Raw genomic sequence first — 25,980 nt, 5'->3', positions numbered from 1 at the left:
ATCCCGGCAGACAGCCGTCCGCCACTACGATAATTTGATCCCTAATTCTCTTAATTGTATTGGTGAAACTGGTGAAGGAGCATTGGACATCAAATCGACTCCTTTTTGGGTCTTCGGGAAAGCGATTACATCCCGGATCGAAGGCTCTCCGGCCAGAAGCGCGACAAACCGGTCAAGTCCCAGCGCAAATCCGCCATGAGGAGGAGCGCCGTAAGCCAGGGCCTCCAGCAAAAATCCAAACTGAAGCTGCGCGGTTTCCGGAGGGATCTGCAGCAACCGGAAAATCAGGTCCTGGTCAGCAGTGGAGTGAATACGGATGCTTCCTCCACCGATCTCAACGCCGTTCAGAATCAGGTCATAGGCTCTTGCACGGACTTCCTGCAGTTGGTTCTGCCCCGGAGTCCAGGCTTTGGATTCCAAGACGCTCCGGATTTTTCCCCAATCCTCCTGGCGAGGCGCAGTGAACGGATGGTGCACCGCGTTCCAGCGTTTCGTCTCTTCATCCCATTCAAACGAAGGGAATTTCTCCACCCAGAGGAATTTCCACTGCCCTCCGGGAATCAATTTCTGGCTTTCCGCCATCCGCCGACGCAAAAGACCGAGAATCTTGTACGCCACCGCCGACGCATCCGCCACAAAAAAGGTGATGTCGCCTTCCTGGGCCTGGGCCTTTTCGCGGATGGCCTGCAGTTCCGCGGGCTTGAAAAATTTAGCGATGGGCGACTCGGGGCCGCTGGCCGTCCATTTGATCCAGGCAAGCCCCTTGGCACCGAGGGTGTTCGCCCACTGGGTGAGATCGTCGGTCTCTTTGCGGGAGAAGACCGCCCCACGCGGTACGGTAATCCCCCGGACCGTTCCCCCCTGCCCGACCGTCTTGGCAAATACCTGGAAGCCGCAGCCGCGAACCGTTTCGGAAAAATCCGCCAGCTCCATTCCGTAACGCATATCCGGCGCATCCGAACCAAAGCGGTTCAGGACCTCCTCATAAGAAAGATGCGGAACAGGACCGGGGAACGGCTGGCCCGACGCGACCTGAAAAGCCTCTTTCACAAAACCTTCCACCGCCCGCTGGACATCCTCTTCGTCGACGAAAGACATCTCGAGATCAACCTGGGTAAATTCGGGCTGGCGATCCGCACGCAAGTCTTCATCGCGGAAGCAGCGGGCAACCTGGAAGTATTTGTCATAGCCCGCCACCATCAGGATCTGTTTAAAAAGCTGGGGGCTCTGGGGAAGCGCATAGAACGATCCAGGGGACAAACGGGAAGGCACCAGAAAATCGCGCGCACCTTCCGGCGTTGATTTCGTCAGAAAAGGCGTTTCGATCTCGATAAAACCATCCTGGGCGAGATGGCTGCGGATCGCCTGGGCGATTTGGTGCCGGCGCAGAATATTCTTCTGAAGCGGCGGGCGCCGTAAATCTAAAAACCGGTAGCGCAGGCGGGTTTCCTCCCCCGCTTCGGAATATTCGGAAATTTCAAAAGGCGATGGCTTGGAGGTATTGAGGACGTCCAGGCTTTCCACATCGATTTCAACATCACCGGTCGGAATATTGGCGTTGCGCGTACCCGCCGGCCGTTCCAGAACTTTCCCGCTGACCTGGACCACATATTCATTTCCCAGGTCCTGGGCCTTGGCAAAAAGATCTTTTTTCTCGGGACGGAAGACGATCTGCACGAGACCGGAGCGGTCGCGAAGATCGCAGAAGATGACTCCGCCATGATCGCGCCGGCTATGGATCCATCCGCAGAGAATCTGGGGTTGCCCGAAATGGGATTTGCGCAAATCGCCGCAATAAGACGTTCGTTTCACCTTCGCTCTCCTATTTTCTATGGTTGCGATGGCCATTAGCAAAACGATCGGCATTCAGCCGATCGTGCTAAAGGTTGGCACCGATTATATAATACTCGCATTCGCATGAACCGCTGGCTCCTGACTTTCCTCTGGCTGATGGCCGTGGCTCCCGTTGTCCGGGCCGCGGAAGAAGACGCGCCTGTTCCGGCGCCTCAGGGACAGGAGGAGGAATCCGCACCCCCCGATGAGGAAGGTGAGGAAAAAGGCATTATCCCCCGCAACGCGGCGCTGTACCGGTCGACGCAACCCGTAACACCCGTCACCAACTTCCCTGAAAAACCCGCTTATGATCTGGCCCGCGAAGAGCTGGCGCGGGCGCAGGCCCTCTCGGACAAAGGCGAATTTGAAGCCTCCTCCGACACCGCGCTGGAGGCGTATGATGACTTGATGACGATTCGGCGCCGCACCAAGAGCGCCCGCAAGAAACTTCGCGCCGAACGCCACCAGGCCGCCACGATTTACGTTCAGGCAGGAATTCTTTTTATTAACGGTTATGTCCGGAAGGAAGGAAGCACCGCCAAGGCAATGGAAGAAGGCCGTTCCCGTTTCGAAGACCTGCGCGACGTGGCTTGCAATTATCCCGAGCTCAATCGGGCCCTCAACAAAGCCATCGACCAATTCCCCGCCCCAAAACCCTGATTCAGGCAGCTCGGGGAAGTTTCGCAGACGGGTTAACACCAACAAAGAACCGCAGGCCCATGGCTTCGAGGACTTTTTCCAAGCTGACGATTTCAGGGTTGCCATTTTTGGAGAGCATGCGATGGATTGTTTGGCGATGAAGTTTGGTTTGGCGAGCCAGCTTGGAAAGCCCCCCCTGCGCCGCCGCGACATCCCGTAAAGCAGAAAGAAAGGCGTCCCGGTGTCCGGTTTCCAGGACAGCATTCAGGTATCCGGCTGCTTCAGCCGGATCTTTCAGATCTTCAAGAAGGAATTTTCGATGATTGATCATTGGTTTCATGTGATTCTCCTGAGATAATCCATCTAGTAAGGGAACCTGAAGACTGTATATTATAATAGACAATTCAGCAAGGAGACAACGCCCCATGCCCCCAACCGGTGAGACACCTCTGAAACACCTTGATACACCCCCACATTCAAATTGGTCTTATTTTAGATGCGTTCTTGGAGGTGTCTCATTTGAGACACTTCTGGCAAAGTGGGACACTCTTTGAGACACCTCGTGAGACACCCTCTCCGGGCGCCATCTGACGGGAACACCAGGGACGTTCTTAGGCAATTAGGTTGTTGGCGCGGGAGTGATTGCCGGGCAGATGACCAGGTGGGCAGCGATCGAAGATGCAAAGCTGCAACTACGTCCCCTCACCCCCGTCCCCTCACCCCCTCCTCACAGCCCTGAACGAGAGCTGGCTTATTCGCCGGGAATTCCGTAATGAAAACGGGAGGAGCCGGCCTGCTGCTGGCCTTGGCCAAACCGATTTCAGCCTCAACATCTTGGCGTCCCTGAGCATGATTCGTATACAGGACAAGCACCTCGTCGCAGGCGTCCATTGTCTGAACGATCTTCTCTCCGATAGCTTTGCCGGGGCGCGGAGCTCGTTCGACAACGTGGAGATTGATTCCGAGCACCTTAAAAGCCAATGACAGCATATTAATCAGAGGCAAGTCGTCGGCGTGGTTACTATGGCTCAGGAAGATATCCATGGCTATTGATCCTCCTACGGTTACGCGAGAGCGCGCCAGCGCCTCCCGGTCAACACACAACTGTCAAGATTACACCATTTCCGACGCGAGCCCATCAACGACGTGATTTCACGTAAAATCGTCTTTCCGTAGATCATGGCGGATCCAGGTGATAGCACACCGCTGGTGTGGTGTTCGACACCACCGTTTATCGGCCCGTTAGGGCGGCGGCGTATCGGCGGTGATGATACTTCGGCATTCGGAGGGTGTACGAACGTGTCACAATCGGTATGTTCTCCAACGGTAAGGGCGACCTACCAGTTAAGTCAAAATCGGACCCCCGCAACAGAACGGCCGGTGGTTCCCAAAAGGGATCATCTTTATTGCGAGGGGGCCGCCCTGCGCAGAAGCGCGACGTGAGGCCTGCGGCTTGGGAGCGAGAGCGGGTCAGCCGAGGACTGTCTGAAGCGCCAGACTTCTGGCGCTGAGTTCCGCAGGCTGCTCGAGCGGACAAGACGGAGCTGTCAGGCCGGTTGGAGCGCGATGTGCGGGGCGGCGCACCGAGCACCACTTGATGGATCCCCCCGCACCGTCCACCTGTTGAGTCAAACAGTCGGTGCAGCCCCGTCAAGCAAAACGGCAACGGGAGGTCGGGGCCGCCAGAGACCGCGGGGCAAACCAAGAGCTGCGGGCGCACAGCGGTGCGCCCCTACGAATCCAATTATTTCTTTTCGATTTTGAGGCGGTAGGTGTGGCCTTTGAGTTCGAAGAAGGCCGGGTAACTTTCGTTATCGACCATGCGGAGAAGATTGAACTGCTTTTCAATGGATTTCCGGGGGTCCAGCCGGCTGTCAGAGGCTTTTCGCCGCGCGTAAAAAGTTGGCCGGCCTGTCTGAGGCTTCCCGCGAGCGATCAGGGCCGGGTATTGTTTCACAAACGTCCGGCAGAGCCGCAGCATTTCCCGAATGGTCTTTTCGCGGATTTCCACCAGGAGCTCATGCCCTTTGAGCGGAACCTCTCCACGCAGATAGACGGTCCCGGCGTCCACTTTTTCCACCGCTTCAAAAAGCGTCAGGTGAATCCGGTTAGACCCTTCGAGCACTTGCCAAGTCATAGGAGACCATCCCCGGCCTTTGGGCAACCGACTTTCGTGGACAACCAGATTGTGCTTATTCCGGGAGAGGACTTTTGAGGGAACGATCTGGAAAAATCCAAGAATAAAGGCCAGTTCGCCAAGTGGAACATCTGCCGCGCGATGAACCCATCGCACGCGATGCTTCCGCGCTTTTAAATCGTGAATCAGTTCCGGGATGTAGGCGTTTTTCCAGCTTTCCGCGTCAGAGAGAATCGTAATAATCATGCCGCTTCCTTTATAGCAAATCTATTCCGGTTCTTCGCCCTTCACCATTGGCAAGGAGCGTTTCCGGAGACCCAGGGAGGGGCCTTCTTCCGGCGACTAGGCTTCGGCGTTTATCGCCGTCCCGGACCCGAAGCCCGGCGAAACTAGGGGAATACCCTTTTTAGTTCACCTTCGGTGAACCAGCCATCGCCGGTCAATAACCTCGGGTCCGGTCCGTCGCGCCTCAGAGGGTCGCCTCCAGCAGACCCCTCCCTGGGTCTCCGGATGCATATATCTTCAAGAGGAGGGAGCCGCCCTGGGTTTACGAGAGTGGCCTTGCGGTTTCAAGCGATTCGGCGAAGACGCTTTACGCCCGCGCTGGCTCGGTCGCCAAAGGCGAACTCCAGGAGCATTCCACGAGTTCGCGGGCGGTCTGAGCCGAATCGCCGAAAAAGAAACCGCACGCCACGGGTCGGAAATCCAGGGCGGCTCCCTCCCTACCCCAGCGTGGTATGGAACCGCCGGAAGCTGATGACAATACTCGCCACCGCCATGGCGGCCAGGGAAGCCACGTGCACCCCCACATACCGGACGTCTCCGCCTTTGAGCATAATGTTACGCAAAAGACCCAGGTAATGGGCCAGCGGATCCAGATACGCCATCCACCGGATGGACCCCGGCATATTTTCGATCGGGAAAAAGAGTCCCGAGAACATCAAGAATGGGAACATGACCAGAAAGCCGGCCATGCTTGCCTGCTGCTGGTTCTGGCAAAAGGTAGAAATCAGCGTTCCGATCGCTACCGTTGTACAGACAAAGGCCAATGACGCCCCACTCAGAACCCAAAAGGACCCCCTCATCGGGACATGAAACACCAATATCGCGACGCCTAACAGGAGCGGCAGTCCGGCCATGCCGATCACGACATAGGGAATCGTTTTCCCGTAGATGACTTCGGCCCGGGACACCGGCGCGGAAATGAGCATTTCAAACGTGCCCATCTCTTTTTCGCGTACGATCGCCACGTTGGTAAGAATCATCGTGGTCATCAGCATGACCATGCACATCACGCCCGGCACCATGAAGATGACCGACTGCAACGACGGGTTGAACAGGACGCGAACATCAAAGCGGATCGGAGGCTCCGGCAGCGTGAGCCGAAGATCATCCCGCACCGTCTGCCGGACAATGGCCTGCATATAATTTTCAACCGCTTGCGCCTGGGTGACGTTGGTCGATTCCACCAGGAGCTGCAGTTTGGCATCTCCGCGCCCGAGGGCCCGCGTGAAACCGCCCGGCGGCGGCAAGAGCACCGCATCCGCCTTCCCATCCTGAATCATCGTAAACGGATTCTCTCCCGATGTCCGAGCCGGAATGAACCACCCGCTGGCGAGGCTTCGCTCATAAATGTCGCGCATCACCGTGTCTTTGGAATCAAAGACCACGGCCAGGCGGATGTTTTTGACTTCGCTGGAGATCGCCACCCCGAAGAGCGTCAACTGGACGGTGGGAACCAGAAACAAAATGAATTTCATCCGCGGGTCGCGCAGCGCCTGGGTGAGCTCCTTTTTAACAAAACCGATGAGCGTCCGGTTGATCATGGTTCCAGGTCTCTCTTAAAACGGCGCGTGGCCGCCAGGATCATCCCCCCGCAGAAAAGTGTCAACATCAAGAAGGCCCCGCTCAGTTCCAGCAGGCTGGATCCCTTGAGGTACGTATCCCGGGAAATCGTCATGAACCACCGCGCCGGAAAAATCATCGTCAGATAACGGAAGACCAGCGGCATGCTGGCGATCGGGAAGACGAATCCGGAGAGCAGGTTGGTCGGCAGCATCCCCGAGAGCATGGAAAACTGCATTGCCACCTGCGGCTTGCGCGCGATCACGGAGATTAAAATCCCCTGGGCCAGATAGGTGCCCAGACACAGCACACACCCCAGCGCGAAAACAGCCAGGTTCCCGACAAACGGCACCTGGAAAACCGTCCGCGCGATCACGTACACAAACACCTGGGCCGTGATTCCCAGAACCGCGTACGGAGCGAGCTTGCCGACGATAATCTCCAGCGGCTGGATCGGCGTTGAGAGCAGCAGCTCCATGGAACCGTTTTCCCACTCGCGCGCCACGGTGAGGGCGGTCAGCATGATGGACAGAATCGCCATCACCACGACCGTCAGACCCGGAATCACGAACCACCGGCTGTTGAGCTCCGGATTAAAGAGGAAGCGCGTCCGGAGTTCATAGAGCTTCGGGGGGTCAAAACCGCCGATCCGCTGAGAAGCCATTGTCTGGATCCCATTAAGATATCCCGCCACCGGTCCAACGGTGGAGTTATCCGCTCCATCCAGAAGGATCTGCGCCTCAGCCCCCCGGCCGGCCAGGAGATCCTTTTCAAAACGGGGCGGGATGATCAGACAGGCTTTGGCGTGCTCCGCCGTCACATCCTGAACCGCCTCAGCCATCGAGCCGGAGGGATTGACGAGAAAGTAATGGGAGCTGGTGAACAAGTCTATTAACCGGCGGGAAGCCTGGGTGCGGTCGGAGTCGCTGACAGACAAGGGAACGTTCTTCACGTTGAAGTCCATGGCAAAACCATAAACCAGGACCATCAGGACCGGCAGGCCCAAAGCGAGCGTGAGAGTAAAGGGATCCCTCCGGATGTGGAACACTTCCTTGCGCGCCACCGCCCAGGCCCGCGCCCACACAAAGGAAGGAGTCATGATCCCCCCTCCACCGCACGGATAAATACATCTTCCAGAGAAGGCGGGATGGGACGGATATGAAACTTTTTCTCAAACTCCGGGCGGACCTTTTCCCAGATGGCGTCACTTCCGATCGCCGCATGGAACCGCCGGCCGTAGGGTTCAAAAAATGAAAACGCTTCGTGGTGCTCCAGGGCGGCGATTTCCAAAAAGCTGAGATTCCCCGCCGGTTCAAACTCGAGGACCGCTTTGGGGAATAACGTCTTTTTCAGGTTGGCCGGGCTGTCAGTGACAACGATCTTGCCCTCCCGCATCAGGGCGATTCGTCCGCATTGTTCCGCCTCATCCATGTAGTGAGTCGTCACAAAGACCGTTTTGCCGAGACCGGCCAGGCGCTGAATCAGCCGCCAGAACCGCTCGCGCGCCGCGGGCGCCACCCCGGCGGTGGGTTCATCCAGAAACACAATCTCCGGATCATGCAGCAGCGCAGCGGCCAGAGAGACTTGCTGTTTGATCCCGCCCGAAAGATCCTGAACGATGGACGCCGGCGATTGGTCGAAGGAAATAAAATCGAACAGTTCCTGGCGCCGCTTTAAATACACCTCCCGGTCCAGCTTCCGCAGGCTGGCGATAAAATCGAGGTTCTCGCCGACCGTCAAATCGTTATAGAGCGTGAATTTCTGCGACATGTAGCCGACCTTGGATTTAATCGCGAGTTCGCCATGATCGAAACCGATGCCGGCCACACGAACGTCACCAGACGTCGGCCGGAGAAGCCCGCAGAGCACGCGGATCGTCGTGGTCTTGCCGGCACCGTTGGCGCCCAGAAAACCAAAAATCTCGCCGCGGTTCACGGCAAAGGTAATCCGGTTGACCGCGGTAAAATCCCCGAATTTGACGACTAGCTCACGCACGTCTACGGTGACGTCGCTCATTGATTCTTCTCCGCCGCCCGCCGGATGAACAATTCATCAAAGCCGGCAGCGCCTTCCCGGGCCAGAAGCTCCCGCGGCTCACCGACCGCTACCACCTGACCCCGTTCCATCAGATGCACCCGCGAACAGCGCTCCGCTTCATCCATGTAGGCGGTGGTTACCAGAATCAGGATTTTCTGATCGGAGAGGCGATACAGCAGGTCCCAGAACTCCCGCCGGCTGATCGGGTCCACGCCGTTGGTCGGCTCGTCCAGCAGGATCGCCTGGGGCGAGCGCAGGAGCGCGCACATCAGGCCGAGCTTTTTATACATCCCGCCGGACAAATGGCCGGCGGGCCGGTGGATGAACTCGGTCAAGCGCGTCAGATGCAGAAGCTCCTGACGCCGGGTCTGGTAAGCTTCCGGCGGGATGCTGTAGAGGGCTCGAAAAAAATCCAGGTGCTCGTCGATGGAAAGGTCGGAGTAAAGGCTCTGCTGCTGGGGCATGTAGGCGACCTGCGCCCGGATGGCTTCAAAATCAACCGGACGGCCGCCGCGGGAGTACGTGATGCGGCCGGAACCGGGTTTCATGAGCCCGAGAAGGAGACGCATGAGGGTTGTTTTTCCCGCGCCTTCGGGGCCGATCACCCCGTGCATCAACCCAGCCTCAAACGTCAGGGAGACGTTGGCCAGCGCAATGGTAGGTCCGAAGTTTTTTTGGACGTTTTGGACGGTGATAGAAAAGGGATCATCCACGACATCCTAGCCCTTGGGAAGGGCCACCTCGATGGTCATGCCGGGTTTTAAAATTTCTTCCGTGTTGGATTCCTGGAAACTTACTTTCACACCAAAGACCAGACGCGTGCGCTCTGCCTGCGTCTGGACATTCTTGGGGGTAAACTCCGCCTCATCATTGATCTTGAGAATCATCCCCTCAAACTCGCGGTTGTTTAACTCCGGAAGCGTACCCTTCAACTTCATCCCGGGCTTAAGGTGGGCCACGTCGGCCTGGGAGACATAGATATAAGCCCAGATCTCTCGGATATTGGCGAGCGTCAGAAGTTTGGTGCCGGGGGTGACCCACTCCCCAGGCTCGCGGTAGCGGCTGAGCACCGTCCCGCTTATCGGAGACTGGACCGAACACCAGCTCATGCGGACATCCGAATCCTCTTTCCGGCTGCGGACCTGGTCCCAGACCTCCTGGGAAACGGTGCCGGATTTATACAGGCGCAGGCTGCGATCGTAATTGGCCCGGGCAAGACCCGCCGCCACCTTAACATCGTCACACGTGAGGGTCACCAGTTCTTGTCCCGACATCACCGTATCCCCCTCCTGAACTTTCACCGCGGCGATCGCCGAAGCCAATTGCGCGGAGAGATCCACCTTCGTCGCCTCCAGCGTCCCGGCGTAGAGAAAGGTATGGCGAAAGAAAATCATTTTGATCGCCACACCCGCGGCAAGAAGGACTCCCACGAGAAGAATTTTCTTCAAGGGACTCTTTTTTGTTTTGTTTTCATCGTCAATGGCCATAATTAAACTCCTTTAAATCACCGATGCGCGGACAGGCTGTCCAGCGTCGCCAAACGGATGAGCATCTGGGCCTGCGTCAGCGCCGCCGTCACCTTGGACTGCAGCGCCTTCAGATTGGCGTTTTCAACTTCAAGGAAGGTCAGGCCGCCCTCCTTATACATGAGATACTTGAGCCGGCTGATTTCCCCGGTTTCAGAAACAGACTCCCGGTCCAGAGCCTCCTGATCGCGCAGAGCCCCATACTGATCGCGGGCTTTAAACCAATCCCGGCGTAATTCATCAAACGATTGTTGGCGAGTCGCCTCAGCCGCAGCCGCGCGCCGGTTTTGCTCATCAGTCTCCCGCTGGGTTTTTGAGGCTTCGAAAAGTGGAACACTGGCGGACAAGGACACCGCGTTCTGCTGGACGGTTTCCAGCACCGGGCCGTTGGGGTAGTCATAACTGGAGCGTCCGGAGAGCAGAATTTTCGGCCATCGCCCGGCGGACAGGCTCTTGGCACTTAAACGGTTCGCCTCGGCCTGATCCGAATACATCCGGAGCTGCGGATGCACCGCATCAAAGTCACGCTTTGCCGCCGCGGCCAGCTCTACCGGGCAAGGTGACAGGGGATCAAGCTCCAGAAGCAGGGTCGGGGATCCGGTATAAGCCGGCAAGGAAGAAGCCACGCGCCCATCCACGACCCGGGAGAGGTCATAGGACGTAGTGTTGCCGGTGAGTGTCAGCAGTTCATGCAAAGCAGAGGCCAGATCCGCCTGCGCCTGGCGAAAATCCTTCCGGCGGCTGAGGACCTCCTGATGGGCGGACAACGCGTCCACACGGCTGGCCGAACCCGCGGACAAACGCTTGCGGATGTCCTGATACTGGGACTCCGCCAGGTTCATAAAGTCCCCGATGAGCCGCACCTGTTCCAGGGCCAGCTGCACCTGAAAATAGGCAAGCCGCGACCCCAGTAGTATCTGGTTACGCGCCAGAGCTTCCGCATCCTTCTGGGATTGCACCAGGGAGAGCTGGCTTCGCCATCCCTTATAAAGGGCGCCCTGGTCCCAGAGCGTCCAGGTGAGCGTGGGCCCAATGGAGGTGTTTCGATGGGCCCCATACGCCGTGCCGCGCATCTCCGGCACTTCCGTCACATATTTATAGGAACCATCCAGTGTTAATCGCGGGATCAGGAGCGCCCTCTGGCTGTCCGCACGATCACGGGAGGCCGCGATCTGCTCCGCCGCGGCTTTCAGGCGGGGCGAGTACGCCAGCGCCGCGGTTTCGGCGCTGGACAGGCTCAAAGCAAAATGGGGCGTAGCGGCGACAGCGTTGCCTGACAAAAGCAATACCACAATAAAAACAATGACTGGGTATCGCCCCTCATCCGGCCTCCGGCCACCTTCTCCCTCAACAGGGAGAAGGAACGACTTCCGCTCTATCGGCTCCCTCCCCCTGTTGAGGGGGAGGGTCGGGGTGAGGGTAGAGATGTTGCGGCCTTCATCTTTTCGGCGTTTCATTTAAACCCCTGTGTGGTCAAATTTCGAAACAGCTTGATGAGCAACCGCCGAAGATCGCCTTGCTCGTTTTTCGATAACGGCGCTAAAAATTCCTTGTCCATCTGGTCCAGCTGCTTGTTGGCCTGGCGGAAAAGAGCCTCTCCCGAAGGCGTCAGCTTGATCAGATAGGCCCGGCGGTCTTGGGGATGCGCGTCCCGGCGAACCACTCCTTTCTTTTCGAGAGCGTCGATCAACCACACCATGGTGGTGGGATCGATCTTCAACCATTGCCCCAGGGCCCGCTGGGTCAGAGGCCCTTCGGTATGCAGAGTCGACAAAACAGCCACATGAGGAGGGATCAGCCCCATCGGCGACAGGATCCCCTGCGCCCTCTGGCGGATCTGCAGCGCCGGCCGGTTCAGCAAATACCCGATGCGCGCCATCAGCCCCCGCGGAAGGAGCGGGTCCGATACCGGCTGGGAAGGGTTGATCGTCAATCGTCGAGGTTTCATTCTAATAGTCAGTGGTATATATTGTTTGTATTGCTGATTATATATATAGCAGACTTTCTGGGGCTTGTCAACGGGCTGGAGGAAAGTGACAGGCGCTCAAGACTCATGCTATAAGAGAGTCGTACAGTCGTCATCCGCCAGACGTCTGGCGGATCCATCATTGATGCATAGATCCCCCGCCAGAACCCGCGGGGGATGACGGAGAAAAATGAACCGCTTTCTGGTTGCGATGCTGTTGAGTAGCCTTCTGTGGATTTCCCCGATCCGGGCGCAACCCTTCAACACCGCTGTCGTCCAAACTCCGGTCGCCGATGTGCGACGATCTCCTTTTTTGCCCACAGCCGGAGAATCCGACGATTGGCAGGAAACCCAGGTATTGTTCGGCGAATCTGTTGTCGTCAAGGAATCCAGCGGAACCTGGCTGTTCATCGAAGCGTTGGAGCAGCCGGAGTTTACGCACAACAACCGCTGGGAAGGCTACCCGGGATGGGTTCAGGCCACGTCGCTGAGCACGGCAACCGTTTCGAAACCACCCACCCATGTTGTGAGCGCAAAATGGGCTTCCGTTTATGACCGGCCCGGCGACACACTCCTCCTACGGCTGCCGCTGAGCGCAAAAGTCTGTCGGCTCCAGGAACGTCTCGGCTGGATGAAAATCGACCTTTACAACGGCCGCACCGGATGGGTCCGTTCTAAGCAGTTGCATTCCCTTTCCGGAAAATGGCCGCCGCATCGGTGGCGACGACAGATTCTGGTGACTGCGCTGCTTTTTGTGGGAGATCCGTATGTCTGGGGAGGCCTCTCTCCCGCAGACCCCACCGGCCAGATGCGGCTAGCGGGAGTGGATTGTTCAGGCCTCGTGCATCTGAGCTACCGGCTGAACGGAGTCATTGTGCCGCGCGATTCCATGGAACAACACCTGCGCGCTGAAAAAATCCGGCGCGCTCAGCTCCAGCCGGCGGATCTGATCTTTTCGGCCCGGGCGGATCAGCCGGACAAAATTACGCATGTCTCTCTCTACGAAGGAAAAGACTGGCTGATCGAAGCCCCCCAAACCAGTCAGGTCGTTCACCGGATCCGCGGACGGGAAAAATTCGGTAAACCGATAGAGGAAATCGAATCCGGCGACGTGGTCGGAAAACGCGTTATCACGTTTGGCCGATATCTGCCGCAATGACGTCTTTGCCAGTTATTCAATCCACCAACATCATTCCTGTCTCTTTCCCCCTGAAAAACCCTTTTGTCACCGCGGCCGGTCATAAGACCAGGACCGATAACGTCCAGATAATTATCCGCTTATCCGATGGCACGCGCGGGAAAGCGGAAGCTTCCTCTTCCATCGCCATGCCGGACCAGTCGCAAAAGACCATGAAGCGCGTCCTTCAAACGATGGCGCACGATTTAGGCGGGCAGCCGATTGAAACCTATCGTTCCCTTATTGCCCGCTGTTGGCGACACCACGCCAAGCATCCGACTGCTACGGCAGCAATGGAATGCGCGCTCCTGGATGTTTACACGCGGTGGACCGGTCAATCGCTCTCACATTTTTTGGGTGGAGAAAAAACAATCATTGAAACAGATTTCACGTTGTCGGTCGGATCGCCGGATGACCTTTACAGATCTGCCAAGGCCGCGACGCGACGCGGTTTCCGGCGGCTCAAAGTTAAGCTCTCCGGTCACGCTCAAAAAGACCATGAAAGGGTTCGAGCCGTCCGAAAAGCGGCGCCCCGAACCAAACTTGTCGCTGATGGGAATCAAGGGTTCCGGCTCTCGGAAGCGCTGGCCTTTGGCAAGCAAGTCATCCAGGAGAAGATTCCCGTGGTCTTTTTTGAACAACCATTTCCCCGCCATGACTTGCGTTCAGCGCGACTCTTCAGAAAACAATGCTGGCTCCCCCTCCTGGCTGATGAGTCCGTTCGAACCGCGGCTGACGCTGAACGGGTTTTTAAAACCGGCGCTGCTGACGGCGTCAACATCAAAATCGCAAAAAGCGGCATATTGGGAGCACTGGAGATTATTCGCGTAGCAAAACGATTCAAAAAGCGACTGAGCATCGGGTGTATGGAGGAGTCCAAACTCGGCCTGGCGGCCAGCGTTCATCTGGCCTGCGGCACCGGCGTCTTTGATTGGGTGGATCTGGACTCGGTTTTCCTGCTGGATTCACGGCCGCTCCGTGGAGGCTTTACGATCCGCGGCCCCCATCTTTCGGTCCGGGGCATCGGCCCAGGAATTGGAATGTAATGTGAGAGGGCCCTGGGAAGGGGCGGTTCCGGCTTTCCGAGAGTGGCTTGCGGTTTCTCCGATGTCTCGGCGAAGACGGCTCAGACCGCGCTGGCTTGGTCGCCAGAGGCGACCTCCAGGAGCGTTCCACTAGTTCGCGGGCTGGTCTGAGCCGAGACGTCGAAAAAGAAACCGCGCGCCACGGGTCGGTAAGCCGGAACCGCCCATGTGCCACACTGGAGTGATCATGCCGACAATTATTTTGTTCTTTGCGCTTTTGGGGCTCGTCAGCGGGGTGCTCTTCCTCGAGCGTGTCCCGGCTTTTAAGAAGCTCTACCACTATCTGCCCAGCGCTTTCTGGTGTTACTTTCTGCCGATGCTTCTGGCCACCGCGGGCTTGCTTCCGACGAAATCTCCGGTTTATGATTTTCTAACAACTTATGTTCTTTCTGCTTGTCTGGTTTTGCTGCTGTTGAATATCAACCTCCCGGCCATCTTGAAATTGGGACCGATCGCTTTATCGTCCATGGCTGTCGGCGCTGGCGGCATCACTGTCGGTGCCGTAGCTTCCTACAGCCTTTTTGTCCACTGGCTCCCGCCTGAAACATGGAAGGGGGTAGGGGCTCTTTCCGCCAGCTGGATCGGGGGAAGCGCCAACATGCTTGCGGTCAAAGAAGCGCTCCAGACACCAGAAGCGGTTTTCGCTCCCATGGTTATCGTCGATACCGTTATCACTTACTCCTGGATGGGAATCCTCGTGGCGCTTGCGGCCTGGCAGGAACCATGGGACCGATGGGTCAAGGCGGATCGAAGCACCCTGGATGATGTCGTCAAACGGATTGAAACGATTGTCGGCTCATCATCTGAAAAACACCATTCATCTCCCCTTCATGCCCTTTGGCTTATCGGTCTTGGCATCGTTGTTGGCGCGGGTTGCTTGAAACTTGGCCAACTCCTTCCTCATCGCAGTTCCGTCTTATCAGCCTCCGGGTGGGCGTTTCTGCTGGTCACCGCCATCGGAATTCTTTTGTCTTTTACCCCGGCCACGCGGCTTGAAAAGTATGGCGCTTCGCGATGGGGATACTTTTGTCTTTATCTGCTTCTGGCGGCCATGGGCTCCAACGCAAGACTCCAATACATTTTCCAGGCGCCTCTATTGATCGTCATGGCCTATGTGTTGGTTCTCATGCACGCCCTGCTCTTAGCCCTCTATGGTTATTTCTTCCATGTCCCTATGTTTTTCCTTGTCACCGCCAGCCAGGCCAACATTGGAGGAACCGCCTCAACCCCAATTGTTGCTGGCGTTTACCAACCGCGACTAGCCCCTCTTGGCCTCCTTCTGGCCATCGCCGGCAATGTCATAGGAACCTATGCAGGCGTTTTGATAGCCAAAAGCTGCTTTTTAGCACACCAATAGGCACATGTGCGATGTCGCACACCCTCCCATAGTCATTTAACAGTTGTAAAAATATTAACTTGAATTAACATTTCTATTGACTCAACGCTGCTTTCGGTGTATACGCATGAAGTTCCTGAACACCAATTACTAATATCCAGGAGTCATCAATATGCGCACGAGTCCTTTGACCCATGCCGTCACCATTTTACTGGCTACTTTCGTATTTTTAGTGGTATTAACTCGCGCATACGCTAAGAGCAGGAGCGACGCCCTTATTACAGTCGGCCATCTGAGCAACATTTACCGACATATCCTGGAAACCCACTGGGAACCAAAAACAGGGCTGTTTACCAGTTTCCCTGATTCCGTTGACGCGAAGATGGCTCAACAGGCTTCTACTTATGACCAGGGGGCGGTAGGCCTTCTGGCTTTACACCTGGGGGATACCGAACGCGCTAAACAGATTTTGCAGTTCTTCCGGCGCGCCTGGGACGAGGCGCCTCAACGGAAGGAGCATATCGGGCGCCACGGGCTGGCCAATTTCTTTAACGTCCACTTCGGGACCGAAGGCATTGAAAAGACGGTCCACGTAGGCCCGAACGCCTGGGTGGGACTCTTTGCCGCCCGCTATGGGAATGCTCTCCACGATGAGGAAGCTACCCGCCTGGCGCTGGATATCGCCTACTGGATCCGCACGAGCGTGCCGCATCGCGCCGGCGCGGTCGCCATGTCCTCTGGCGATTCCGGTAGCGGAGCTCCCGGCTCGAATGTTCTTTCCACGGAAAATAACATCAGCTACTACGCCTTCCTGACCGAGCTGCTGCGCTGTCCGCGCCTCGAAAAAGAGGAGCTTGTCGCGCTGACCGAGGAGCGTGACCATGTGGAGGGCTGGCTGTTCAACTCCGCACTCAATCGAAACACCTACAAGCTGATCCGAGGCATCACCCTGGGAGGACCCGATCGGATACAAGCCCTGGATACGGCAACGTGGTTTCTCTCGGCGATTGGTCCTAAACGCCTGGCCGCGCGGGGAATAGACCCTTACCAATTCATGAAAACCGCCGAGAAATCATTCGAGGTGTCCATCGACGACCACCTGGGAGTGGATCCGACGGATCAGGCGGAAGCGGATATCGCGTTTATGATGGACAAAAGCCGCAAGGAAACCGCATCGGTCAGCCGTTCGGCCCGAGACAAGCACCGGATGATCTGGTACGAAGGGCTCGGGCAGTATATTCTGGCCTGGGGACAGATCGCGGATTGGGCCGCCCGGGAGGGCCGCCGGGACGTGGCCTCCGAAGCGCGCGCCAAGATCCGCCGCCTGACAGAATCCTTTGACCAGGCCGCGCTGGCACGTATCCCCGGACAAGCCGCCTATCCCTATGCTACAAACGGGCGATTCTTCCGTGACGGATGGCGGACACAGCTGAGCAGCGATCAAACTCCTGCTTCATCGCTGATCGCGGCCGCTTGGCGTTGTTTTGCCGGGCTTGGGATCGACCCAGTCGCAGGCACGGATCTTTCGTACGTGGTGGCAGTAAAAATTCCCATACCCGCCGACGAGCAACTTGCCCAACGGCCCTCTCGGCCAACTGTTCTCTACGGAACTTCTGAAGACATGACCCTTCAGGCCTGGAGAGCCCTCAACCGGGGCGATCTGGATGCGGCTCTGGCCCAGGCGCAGGCCACGATTGATGAATGGTCTGGATTTGCCGTCCAACTGCAGGAGCGCAAGATGCGCGAGTTCGGCAGCGTGATCGACTACAGCGGCAAGGAACTGGAGCGCCGGAATATCTTCAAATTCTGGGCGTTAAACGACGTGGCTGCCTGCTGCTTTATCAAAGGCAAAGTGCTGGACATCAAAAAAGACTACCCCCAGGCCGCCCAGGCCTTTCAGCAAGTCGTCAACCACTACTCCCTCGCGCAGATCTGGGATCCGCAAGGCTGGTTCTGGGCCCCAGCGGATGCCGTGAAAGACGAGTATGTTCTGGCCGATGCGTCCCATTATGGCGGCGTAATGCCCGAAGTATTGGCGGACGGCTTCGTCACCGGCCGGTCAGCAAACTAAATAACAGGGATATGGAGTTGGAGGTTGTCGTAACCGACAGAGGGAACAACGGTTTCCCGGGGAGCGGCCTTTTTATTCAAACTGACTAATCCGACACGGGCCAGCAAGGAAATGTCGTGTTGAATGTTTTTTATATCCCGCTTAACCAGACCGGCCAATTCATAAATTGAATTGGGATGGCTTTCTCGAATGACCCGCAGCAATGCCAACCGCTTTGGCGTTAAAACACGCCGCATCGCCTCCAGCGTGACGAAATAAACACCGCGCCTCTTTTTCGGAATCCGACCCTTTTGAAGTGCGGTCAATGTTTGAGCGAACTCCTTGAGACCCTGTTCCGTACTTTTGATGCTGATCAGGACGCGTTTAACTTTCATAAAGTTTCCTCAATGCCAGTACCTCTTGCTGAAACCGACGGACTACATCATCCACAGAGATAAAAATGAAGGCGGCTTCCCTTTTGCCTTCATGGCGATGATGACCCTTCATTTCGCTGTTGTCGTAACCTAGAATCCGTTTTCCTGCCGGATCAATGTAGACGAGGGAATATTTGAACCCCTCCGGCGTGACGGAACTCTTTGGAACCGCCCAGGCTTTCATTTCGACAAGCGCTCCATCAGGATAAATAAATTTCTCCCTGAAGAGCAGGACAGCCTTATTATATGGCACTTTATACCCCATATCGATAATTTTTCAAGGTTTCTCATTATCTTAGAGGGACAAGGCGCCCAAATATTCTCGATTTTCTTTAAGAGTTGCGGTTTTCCTGGCGGGCGATGTCGAGGAGGCGGGCGATGTCGTCGATGTCGTAATCCGCGCCGGAGTTCTGGGTCCCGGTCGTGTCCCCGTAGCGGGCAAAGATGACTTTCATGCCAGCAGCTTTGGCGCCGACCACGTCACGCTCCGCCCAATCTCCGATCATCAGCGCTTCATTCGGTTGCAAACCGAGGCGCTCCAGCGCCATTCGAAAAGGACGAACATCCGGCTTCTTGACTCCGGCATCGTCGAACGTCACGACCGCGTCGAAGTAATGCTGCAACCCCAGACCGCAGATACGCAGCCACACCGGCAAACGCGGGGCGTCCGACACGACCGCCATTTTCAAACCCATGCGGGCCAGTCCCGTGAGCGTGAGGTGGACATGAGGATAAAGCGTGAGGGCTGCGTCCTTGGCCCGGCGGTAGCCGATGATCCCAGAAGCGAGAATTTTGTAATCAATACGGCCGAACTCATCCGTGAGAACTTTGTCGAAAATAAACTGGTCTTCGATCCCCTCTTTCCAGTACACCTTGTAGATTTTGTCGATCATCTCCGTCTTCGCATAGGGGAGCCCGGCGTCGATCATGGCATCCACCGCTGCTTCGACGGCCGCACGCTTCATTTTCATGAAGTCCATGAGGGTGTTGTCGAAATCGAAGATGATGGCTTTAATCATGGCCGGACTGTATGTGATGTTCGGGCGCACAGCGGTGCGCCCCTACGATCCCATTGTATTTGAATCGCTAATCGTATTTGCGAACCATCTGGAATGTAAGGGCGCACCGCTGTGCGCCCGCCATCCCTACGATTCAATGTATTTCCCAATCAACGGCCTCAAATCCCTCTTGATCTTCGCCGGGATCAGCTTCCGGTCGGTCAGGATCGCATATCGCAGCGCCTGGGCACACCCGCAGCCGCGCGGACGACTCAGTTTGGTAATCGCTTCTTTGAGCAAGCGCTTTACATTAGCGGTGTTGGCCGTCAGGTTACCGATAACCATCTCGACCGTTACCGGCTCATCCTTCCACACATCGTAATCCGTCACCAGGGCCACCGAGCTGTAACAAATCTCCGCTTCGCGCGCGAGTTTCGCTTCTGGAATCGCCGTCATCCCGATCACGGAAAACCCCAGCGTCCGGTACACGTTGGACTCGGCTTTCGTGGAAAACTGCGGTCCTTCCATGCAGACATAGGTACCGCCGCGATGGGCGCTAAAACCAAGGGATTTGGCGCATTGGTACAGCCGGCTCGAAAGCTCGCCACAGTAGGGATGGGCCATCCCGACATGGGCCACAATTCCCTTCTCAAAGAAAGTCGAAGGACGGCTCTTGGTCCGGTCAAAAAGCTGATCGGGAAAAACCATGTCCCGTGGGCGAAGCTCCTCCCGCAAACTGCCGCAGGCCGCCACAGAAATAATCTGCTCCACACCGATGCTCTTGAGTGCGAAAATATTGGCCCGGTGATTCACTTCGCTCGGGTTGATCCGGTGGCCGCGCGCATGACGCGGCAGAAAGGCGACGTCGACTCCTTCGAGCTGTCCGAGGATCAAGGCATCAGAGGGATCGCCAAACGGCGTCTTGATGCGCACCTCGCGCACATTTCGCAGCTCTTCGATCGCGTAGACACCGCTGCCCCCGATGACCCCGATCGATACCTTTCCCCAACCGTCATTCCCGGCGGTCTTTGGCCGGGAATCCATCATGCCGGGATGCTTGGATCCCCCGCCAGAACCCGCGGGGGATGACATCTTTTTAGTTTGTTTTTTAACCATGATCCGCCTCAACCTCCTGAATCATCCATTTCATGTTCGATTCGCTTTTGCGAGTGTCTTTCGGATATCCGATCACGCGCCACGGTCCCTCTCCCTGCAAAACCCTGGTTTGAACATCCAGTTTTTCAAACTCCGCCAGAAGCGCGGCGCCGGGACCGGCCACTTTCACATCCACCAATTTGACGGTGCGCGGCTTGGTCAGCGCGGTAATCTCCTGAACACCTGAAATCTCAAAAACCGGCGACGGGAATCCGGGACCAAAGGGCTCCAGCCTCTTGAGCTGCTCCCACCAGGTATCGTTGATCTCCCGGAGCGTGACCCGGGCTTCCGCTTCCGGCGCAATCTCGCCTTCACGACAACTTCCCTGCTGCGCCATGACCAACAACCGTTCACGAAAAAGCGCGTAATCGCTTCGCCGGAGGGTCATTCCCACCGCTCCGTGATGACCCCCGAATTTTAGCAGCAACTCTTTCTGGGCTTCCACCCAGGCATAGAGATCGATCTCCGGCGTCCCGCGAGCGGAACCAACCACTTCTTCTCCTTGCGCCACGAATAGAAAAGCCGGACGGCCATACGTCTGCACCAGCGATTGAGCCGCCAGCCCGGTGACGGAGGGCTCCAAGTCCTCCGCCATCACCACCAGGACAGGATCGGTTTCAACCGCGCATTGCTCCAGGACCGTTTTCTCAAAATGATCCGTGCTTTTTTGCTGCTCGTCCCGCCGGCGCGTGTTGAGTTCGATTAAATGATCGATACAATCCCTCGCGGTCAACGCGTCTTCCGTCATCAGGAGCTGCGTCGCCCACTGAGGCTGCCCCAGGCGGCCTGCCGCGTTCATTAAGGGGATCAACTGCCAGGTGGCTTCGCGAACCGTGATCGGCCCGGACCGCGGGGTCAGCCGGAAGAACCGCAACAGAGCGGCCAGCCCCACCTTCCGGGTCTGAGCCAATCGCCGCAATCCGTGCCAGACGAAAATGCGGTTCTCCCCGGTCAGCGGCATGCGATCGGCCAGAATCCCCAGGCTGAGCAAGTCCAGGTGGTCAAAAAGAAAATAATCCATCCGGCCGGGATCATTCGATCCTAAAAAGGAAAGCCAGAGCGCTTGTGCCAGTTTGAAAGCCATCACGCACCCGGACGGTTCTTCTTCTGATTCGCCTTCCATCACTCCGGGATGGATCCAGGCGAAAACCTCCGGACGGTTCTCAGGCAGGCGATGGTGGTCGGCGATGATCACATCGATCCCTTGAGCGGCCAGCCAGGCCAGTTCCGCCTCTTCCCCTGAGCCGCAATCCACCAGGATCAGGATTTTGGATCCCTGAGCCGCCAGATCCTGCAAAACGTCATGCGCCAGGCCGCGCCCTTTCAAAGGACTGCCCCAATGAACGCTCCCGCCCAGCGTTCGCAGCGTGCGCGCCAGAATGGCCAGGCCCGTCAGGCCATCGACATCCCGGTCCGCGTAAATCGCAATGGGTTGCTCTTGTTTCAGCGCCCCGCGCAGGCGATCCACCGCTTGAACCATCTGCGGAAATCGCTCGGGCATTTGGAGTTGGCTCAGGGCGGGAGCCAGCAGCGCTGAGAGTCGCTCAGGGGTTTCAAACCCTCTCCGGCGTAAAACCTCCCGAAGAGAAGGCGGCAGGAGATTTTCCTGGAGGACCGGCACACTCACGCGACGCCCCCTTTCTCGTCGGTACGGGCCCGCGGCAGGATAAAGCGGAAGTCGGCCCCCTCCCCGACTCCCGACTCCACCCAGATTTTTCCTCGATGGCTTTCAATGATGGAACGAACGATCGCGAGTCCCAGCCCCGTGCCCTTGGACGGCCAGGCATTCCCCACCTTCACCTGGTAGAACTTCTCAAAAATACGCTCAGACTCTTCTTTGGGGATCCCCGTGCCGGTATCCCGGACCGACACCATGGCGAAATCCCCTTTATCCGTTGCCGTGACGGTGATTCCCCCTTTGGTCGTGAACTTGAGCGCGTTCGAAAACAAATTATCGAACACCTGGCTCAGGCGATCAGGGTCCGCCAGAATCATCGGCACATGCTCGGAAAATTGCAGGGTCAACGTCAGCCCATGGGCTTTAATCTGCGGGGCAAAACTGGTCGCGGCGCGCTGGATCACATCCTTCAACGAAATGGGCCGGACCTGCATCTTAATCTGCCCGGCTTCAATCCGCGAAATATCCAGCAAATCCGAGACGAGCAGGGTGAGACGGTCAATGGCCCGATCAGACGTTCCCAGAAAGTGGCGCTGCTGATCATTCAGCGGTCCGGTTTCTTCGTTCAAAACAATCGAGACAAACCCCTTGATGGTGGTCAGCGGTGTGCGCAGCTCGTGACTGACCATGCTGATGAACTCATTCTTCAGCGTATTGATCTGCTCGAGTTTTTCGTTGGCCGAGCGCAACCGCTCGTAAAGCCGCGACCGCTCAATGATCACCGCCACTTGCTTGGCAATCCACCAGGCCACCCGCCGTTGGTCCATGCTGAGGGACCGGTCCCCGGTCGATCCAATCGCCAGAACACCGATGCGCCCCTGTTCAACACTCAACGGCAAGTACAAGAGCTCATTCAGGTCGAAGGCTTGAATCAGCAGATCATTGCGCCAGCTTTCCGTGGAAACACCCCGTTGATAATGCGCGGGACGGTTTTCGCGGAAGACATTGGCGAGCGGCACATTTTCCGATGTTCCAATCGTCAAAGCCCTGGAATCAAAGGATAACAGCGGGTCCCATTCGCCTCCCACCATGGTCAGGGTTTCGCTGGCCGACTGATGGACAAAAAAGAGACAGAGCTGGCTGTTTTCGAGGGCCTGACGCGTGATCCGCCCGATGACCCCGACGGTATCGATCAACACCGGGGGGCTCGGCAATTGAGAAGTAATTTCCTGGAGCACGCTCAAATCATTCACGCGCTGGCGCAGTTGCTGGTCGAGCGCCAGCCGGCGAAGCACTTCATCCACGCGGCTGGTCAGAAGGGTCAAAAGCCGCACGTCGTCTTCGCCAAAAAGACCGTTCAATTTATTAATCGCGCAGAAAATGCCGGTGACGACCCCCTCTTGTTGAAGCGGGATGGCCAGGATGGATCGAATGGAAACCGCTTTCCAGGAGGGTGGAAGCTGCTCGGCTGTATCCACGAAATTTAAAATTTGCGATTGCCGCTCCTGGAGAACCCGCTGCAGAAAATGACTCTCGCCGATTTTGCAGCGAAGCGCCGGTACGCCCGAGGCGGGCGCGTCGAAGGCTGGGACGAATGGCTCCAGAAAACCGGATTCCCGGTCGAAATGGAAAAAGGCCCCGCCGCTCACCTCGACCAACTCTTTGATCCCGCTGATCATGACCCGGATAATGTCTTCCACATTCGTGGACGCCGCGGTGGCCAGCGCCAGATCGTAAACCGTTTTCAATTCCCTGGTTTTATGCCCCAGCCGGGCGTGGGTCTGGGTCAGTTCCCGAAGCGTGGTGGCGACTTCGGACTCGAGGCGCCGATTGGTGCTGTCGATTTCTGAGACGCGCCGGTTGTTATGAAGCACCAGCGCTAAATGATCGGAGAGATCCATGAGGGATTTCAGGCCCGGCTCCTGAAATCCACCGGGCGAAGAAGACAAATAGGCGGCCAACCCGGTCACCCGTCCATCGACCTTGAGCGGGACAAACAAGGCTGAGCGGATCTGCAGCCTTTCCCAGACCGCATGCAAAAAAGGATCGCTTTCCTCCGCCGTGATCGCCTCAACCCGTCGCAAGCCGGCGGAGGCGAGTGAGATACCCGCCACGCCTTCCCCGGAACGCACTTCCAGCCGCTGCGCAAATTCGCGGGACAACCCCGCGGCATATTCCGCTTTCAACACCCCGGGAGCCTTCTCCGTTAAAAGAATGCAGGCCGACAATCCATACCGGTACAACAGTCCGGAAAAGAGCGATTCCAGCGCTCCGTCCAGCGCCGGAGGCACGCCCAACAACCGCGACGTTTGATACATCAGATCCACCCACTCGCGGGTTTGCAAAACGGGGGACAACAGCTGGTTCAGTCGCTGCCCGAGAATTCCCCACTCTCCCCGTCGCACCTTTTCCATGGGAACGAGATGCCCTCGCGACACCGCCTCGTCAACCGCCCGCATTAAACGCCGGAAGGGGCGGTTCAGGAGAACCTCATTCAGAGCAAAAAGAAGAATGGCAAAAACGATCAGGGTCCCGCAGAAAATCAGTCCCAGAAGATAGCGGGTATCGGTGGTCCATTCTTGCAGGGCCTGCGTCGGGGAATACCAGGCGCGAACCCATCCGACGATGCGGGAGCCTTGCCGGATGGGAATCTGGAACTTAAAGAAATCCGTCGGACGGAGACCGCCTTTACTGGCATGCGCCAGAACCTGCCGGTTGAAAGACAGAATTTTCACGGATAAGAGGGCGGGTTCTTCCAGAAACTGCTGGCTCAGGCGGGCCAGTTGCTGCTGATCCGCCTCCCCCCCGCGTGCCACAAATTCCTGGCTGGCGACCGCCAGATAATGACTGGTCTGGGACATTTTGGCCTGGAGATCGTTGCGGATGCTCTGGCGAGCCAGCATCAAGGTCAGTCCGGCGCAACAGGCAAAGCTGACGGCCAGAAGCGCCGTGGTTAATAAAGCCAGTTTTGTGCCGAGCGAAAAAAGAAGAGGGGGTTCACCTCGTGGGGCAGATGGAACGGTTTCTGTTTTTTCCATCATCGTGACGATCCGTGCGTGGAGGATCGGGCGGGGGCCGCGCGGTCTGCCGGGGAAAGCACGCGCCCCATGGATTGAACCAGCAAACGGACGACGGCCGACAGCGCCGCGGAGGGATCAATCCCCTCATACGTATAATCCCCCGACCAGAGCTCCGCCCCGGTCACCGCATTCGTGATCCTGGCCGAAACCCCGACGGAGGCGTTGACCGCGATCATCTGGATTCCGGGTTGTGAAAAAGAGGTCCCTTCCACCATCACCGGGTTTCCGCTGAGTGAAACGATCGGATTGGAGACCGCGACGGTTTGCCCGGAGGCGTTGACCCGGGAGCTGCTGCTCAGAAAAACCGTTAATTTATTGTCCGGCCGGTATTCCGTCACACCCCCCGACAGAATGGCATCCGCGTCTTTGTTCTGTTTCATCACTTTGACGCCCGTCCGAAGAAATTGGCGGATGAATTCATCCGTTGCGGCAGCTCCTCCGGTTCCCCTGAAAGGGGCCACGGCGATCCGGCGGATGACCAGGGGTTTGGCGGTGAGCTGAACCCGGTGATGGGCCGCACAACCGGAGAACAACAGAAAACAGAAAAACAGCCTGGTGGCCGGATGCCTCATGGCCGTCCTTCAAGATTTTGGATGTGTTTCTGCGCGACGGCTTTCAGCGCGGTATCCTGGGTTAAACCGTAAAAACGCTGCCAGCTTTCATTGGCTCGATCAGCCAGATCTTTTTTTTCATACAGCAACGCCAGCTGGTAATACGACGCGCAGGAACCGGCATCGATCGAAATGGAACGCTCTAAAAAATACTGGGCTTTTTCCATGTTTCCGAGCCGGCTGGCAACCAGCCCAACCGCCAGGGAGACCTGGGCGTTCTCCGGATCCAGATTCACCGCCAGCTGCAGTTCCGTATAGGCTTCCGCCAAACGCCCCAGCCGCTCATAGGCCAGCCCGGACTGAAAATGCTGCTGCGCCAGGACGAGCGGCTCAACCGCCCATACGGTTCCTGCCAGGAAAAAGACCATGAAGAATCGTAGGGGCGCACCGATGCCCGCGCTTCCGCAATTTCTCATAGCGCGCAGGCACCGCGGTCGTATGCGGTGTGCGTCC

General features: G+C 57.3%; 24 protein-coding genes. 5 read left to right on the top strand and 19 right to left on the bottom strand.

Annotated elements, in window-relative coordinates:
• Positions 1-24: 24 nt before the first annotated feature.
• Positions 25-1,833 (bottom strand): aspartate--tRNA ligase, encoded by a 1,809-nt coding sequence (gene aspS, locus WC859_04945; GenBank protein ID MFA5975496.1) that lies wholly within the window; start codon positions 1,831-1,833, stop codon positions 25-27.
• Positions 1,834-1,917: 84 nt separating this feature from the next.
• Here aspS and WC859_04940 point away from each other — a divergent pair, with 84 nt between their 5' ends.
• Positions 1,918-2,493, top strand: coding sequence for a hypothetical protein (locus WC859_04940; protein MFA5975495.1), 576 nt, complete (start codon positions 1,918-1,920; stop codon positions 2,491-2,493).
• A gap of 1 nt (position 2,494) precedes the next feature.
• Here the strand turns inward: WC859_04940 and WC859_04935 are convergent, their stop codons facing one another.
• From WC859_04935 to WC859_04890, 10 genes are all read right to left on the bottom strand, one after another.
• On the bottom strand, positions 2,495-2,812 hold the full coding sequence (locus tag WC859_04935; GenBank protein MFA5975494.1) for a transcriptional regulator: 318 nt from the start codon (positions 2,810-2,812) through the stop codon (positions 2,495-2,497).
• A 362-nt stretch (positions 2,813-3,174) separates the two neighbouring features.
• A complete protein-coding gene (locus WC859_04930) occupies positions 3,175-3,516 on the bottom strand; it encodes a hypothetical protein (protein ID MFA5975493.1) in 342 nt (113 codons plus the stop codon).
• A 700-nt stretch (positions 3,517-4,216) separates the two neighbouring features.
• Positions 4,217-4,855, bottom strand: a complete 639-nt coding sequence (locus WC859_04925; GenBank protein MFA5975492.1) for a formyltransferase family protein — start codon at positions 4,853-4,855, stop codon at positions 4,217-4,219.
• A 476-nt stretch (positions 4,856-5,331) separates the two neighbouring features.
• A complete protein-coding gene (locus WC859_04920; protein ID MFA5975491.1) occupies positions 5,332-6,435 on the bottom strand; it encodes an ABC transporter permease in 1,104 nt (367 codons plus the stop codon).
• Positions 6,432-7,553 (bottom strand): ABC transporter permease, encoded by a 1,122-nt coding sequence (locus WC859_04915; GenBank protein MFA5975490.1) that lies wholly within the window; start codon positions 7,551-7,553, stop codon positions 6,432-6,434. Before WC859_04915 ends, WC859_04920 begins: the two co-directional genes overlap by 4 nt.
• Positions 7,550-8,470: an ABC transporter ATP-binding protein gene (locus tag WC859_04910; protein ID MFA5975489.1), complete on the bottom strand. Its 921-nt coding sequence runs from the start codon at positions 8,468-8,470 to the stop codon at positions 7,550-7,552. Before WC859_04910 ends, WC859_04915 begins: the two co-directional genes overlap by 4 nt.
• Complete coding sequence (locus WC859_04905) at positions 8,467-9,204, bottom strand: ABC transporter ATP-binding protein (GenBank protein MFA5975488.1); 738 nt, start codon at positions 9,202-9,204, stop codon at positions 8,467-8,469. Before WC859_04905 ends, WC859_04910 begins: the two co-directional genes overlap by 4 nt.
• Before the next feature lie 6 nt (positions 9,205-9,210).
• Entirely contained in the window at positions 9,211-9,978 is a 768-nt protein-coding gene (locus WC859_04900; GenBank protein ID MFA5975487.1) for an HlyD family efflux transporter periplasmic adaptor subunit, read from the bottom strand.
• A 17-nt stretch (positions 9,979-9,995) separates the two neighbouring features.
• Positions 9,996-11,474 (bottom strand): TolC family protein, encoded by a 1,479-nt coding sequence (locus tag WC859_04895; GenBank protein MFA5975486.1) that lies wholly within the window; start codon positions 11,472-11,474, stop codon positions 9,996-9,998.
• The gene (locus WC859_04890; protein MFA5975485.1) at positions 11,471-11,965 is read right to left on the bottom strand and encodes a MarR family transcriptional regulator; all 495 of its coding nucleotides are present in this window, start codon (positions 11,963-11,965) and stop codon (positions 11,471-11,473) included. Before WC859_04890 ends, WC859_04895 begins: the two co-directional genes overlap by 4 nt.
• A 208-nt stretch (positions 11,966-12,173) precedes the next feature.
• Here WC859_04890 and WC859_04885 point away from each other — a divergent pair, with 208 nt between their 5' ends.
• The 4 genes from WC859_04885 (at position 12,174) to WC859_04870 (ending at position 17,652) form a co-directional block, all read left to right on the top strand.
• Positions 12,174-13,142: an NlpC/P60 family protein gene (locus tag WC859_04885; GenBank protein ID MFA5975484.1), complete on the top strand. Its 969-nt coding sequence runs from the start codon at positions 12,174-12,176 to the stop codon at positions 13,140-13,142.
• 5 nt (positions 13,143-13,147) lie between these two features.
• Positions 13,148-14,206, top strand: coding sequence for a dipeptide epimerase (locus WC859_04880; GenBank protein MFA5975483.1), 1,059 nt, complete (start codon positions 13,148-13,150; stop codon positions 14,204-14,206).
• 226 nt (positions 14,207-14,432) lie between these two features.
• Positions 14,433-15,602 carry a DUF819 family protein gene (locus WC859_04875; protein ID MFA5975482.1) on the top strand — a complete coding sequence of 390 codons (1,170 nt, stop codon included), beginning with the start codon at positions 14,433-14,435 and terminating at the stop codon, positions 15,600-15,602.
• Between the two features lie 361 nt (positions 15,603-15,963).
• Positions 15,964-17,652 carry a hypothetical protein gene (locus tag WC859_04870; protein MFA5975481.1) on the top strand — a complete coding sequence of 563 codons (1,689 nt, stop codon included), beginning with the start codon at positions 15,964-15,966 and terminating at the stop codon, positions 17,650-17,652.
• Here WC859_04870 and WC859_04865 read toward each other — a convergent pair.
• The 8 genes from WC859_04865 to WC859_04830 all read right to left on the bottom strand — a co-directional run bounded on the left by WC859_04865 (position 17,649) and on the right by WC859_04830 (position 25,943).
• Positions 17,649-18,026: a hypothetical protein gene (locus WC859_04865; protein ID MFA5975480.1), complete on the bottom strand. Its 378-nt coding sequence runs from the start codon at positions 18,024-18,026 to the stop codon at positions 17,649-17,651. The genes WC859_04870 and WC859_04865 overlap by 4 nt on opposite strands.
• Positions 18,016-18,330 (bottom strand): DUF6516 family protein, encoded by a 315-nt coding sequence (locus WC859_04860; GenBank protein MFA5975479.1) that lies wholly within the window; start codon positions 18,328-18,330, stop codon positions 18,016-18,018. Before WC859_04860 ends, WC859_04865 begins: the two co-directional genes overlap by 11 nt.
• A 67-nt stretch (positions 18,331-18,397) precedes the next feature.
• Complete coding sequence (locus WC859_04855) at positions 18,398-19,084, bottom strand: HAD-IA family hydrolase (GenBank protein ID MFA5975478.1); 687 nt, start codon at positions 19,082-19,084, stop codon at positions 18,398-18,400.
• Between the two features lie 126 nt (positions 19,085-19,210).
• Positions 19,211-20,107: an S-methyl-5'-thioadenosine phosphorylase gene (mtnP, locus tag WC859_04850; GenBank protein MFA5975477.1), complete on the bottom strand. Its 897-nt coding sequence runs from the start codon at positions 20,105-20,107 to the stop codon at positions 19,211-19,213.
• Positions 20,108-20,171: 64 nt separating this feature from the next.
• On the bottom strand, positions 20,172-21,845 hold the full coding sequence (locus WC859_04845) for a DHH family phosphoesterase (GenBank protein ID MFA5975476.1): 1,674 nt from the start codon (positions 21,843-21,845) through the stop codon (positions 20,172-20,174).
• Entirely contained in the window at positions 21,842-24,877 is a 3,036-nt protein-coding gene (locus tag WC859_04840; protein MFA5975475.1) for a GAF domain-containing protein, read from the bottom strand. The genes WC859_04845 and WC859_04840 overlap by 4 nt, the downstream gene beginning before the upstream one ends.
• Positions 24,874-25,488, bottom strand: a complete 615-nt coding sequence (locus WC859_04835) for a hypothetical protein (GenBank protein ID MFA5975474.1) — start codon at positions 25,486-25,488, stop codon at positions 24,874-24,876. The genes WC859_04840 and WC859_04835 overlap by 4 nt, the downstream gene beginning before the upstream one ends.
• Positions 25,485-25,943, bottom strand: a complete 459-nt coding sequence (locus tag WC859_04830) for a tetratricopeptide repeat protein (protein MFA5975473.1) — start codon at positions 25,941-25,943, stop codon at positions 25,485-25,487. Before WC859_04830 ends, WC859_04835 begins: the two co-directional genes overlap by 4 nt.
• Positions 25,944-25,980 lie beyond the last annotated feature (37 nt).

Source organism: Elusimicrobiota bacterium (assembly GCA_041660185.1).
Lineage (GTDB): Bacteria > Elusimicrobiota > Elusimicrobia > 2-01-FULL-59-12 > 2-01-FULL-59-12 > JBAZWU01.
The sequence above is the reverse complement of the archived record's forward strand: the minus strand, read 5'-3'. Positions and strand labels throughout refer to the sequence as shown.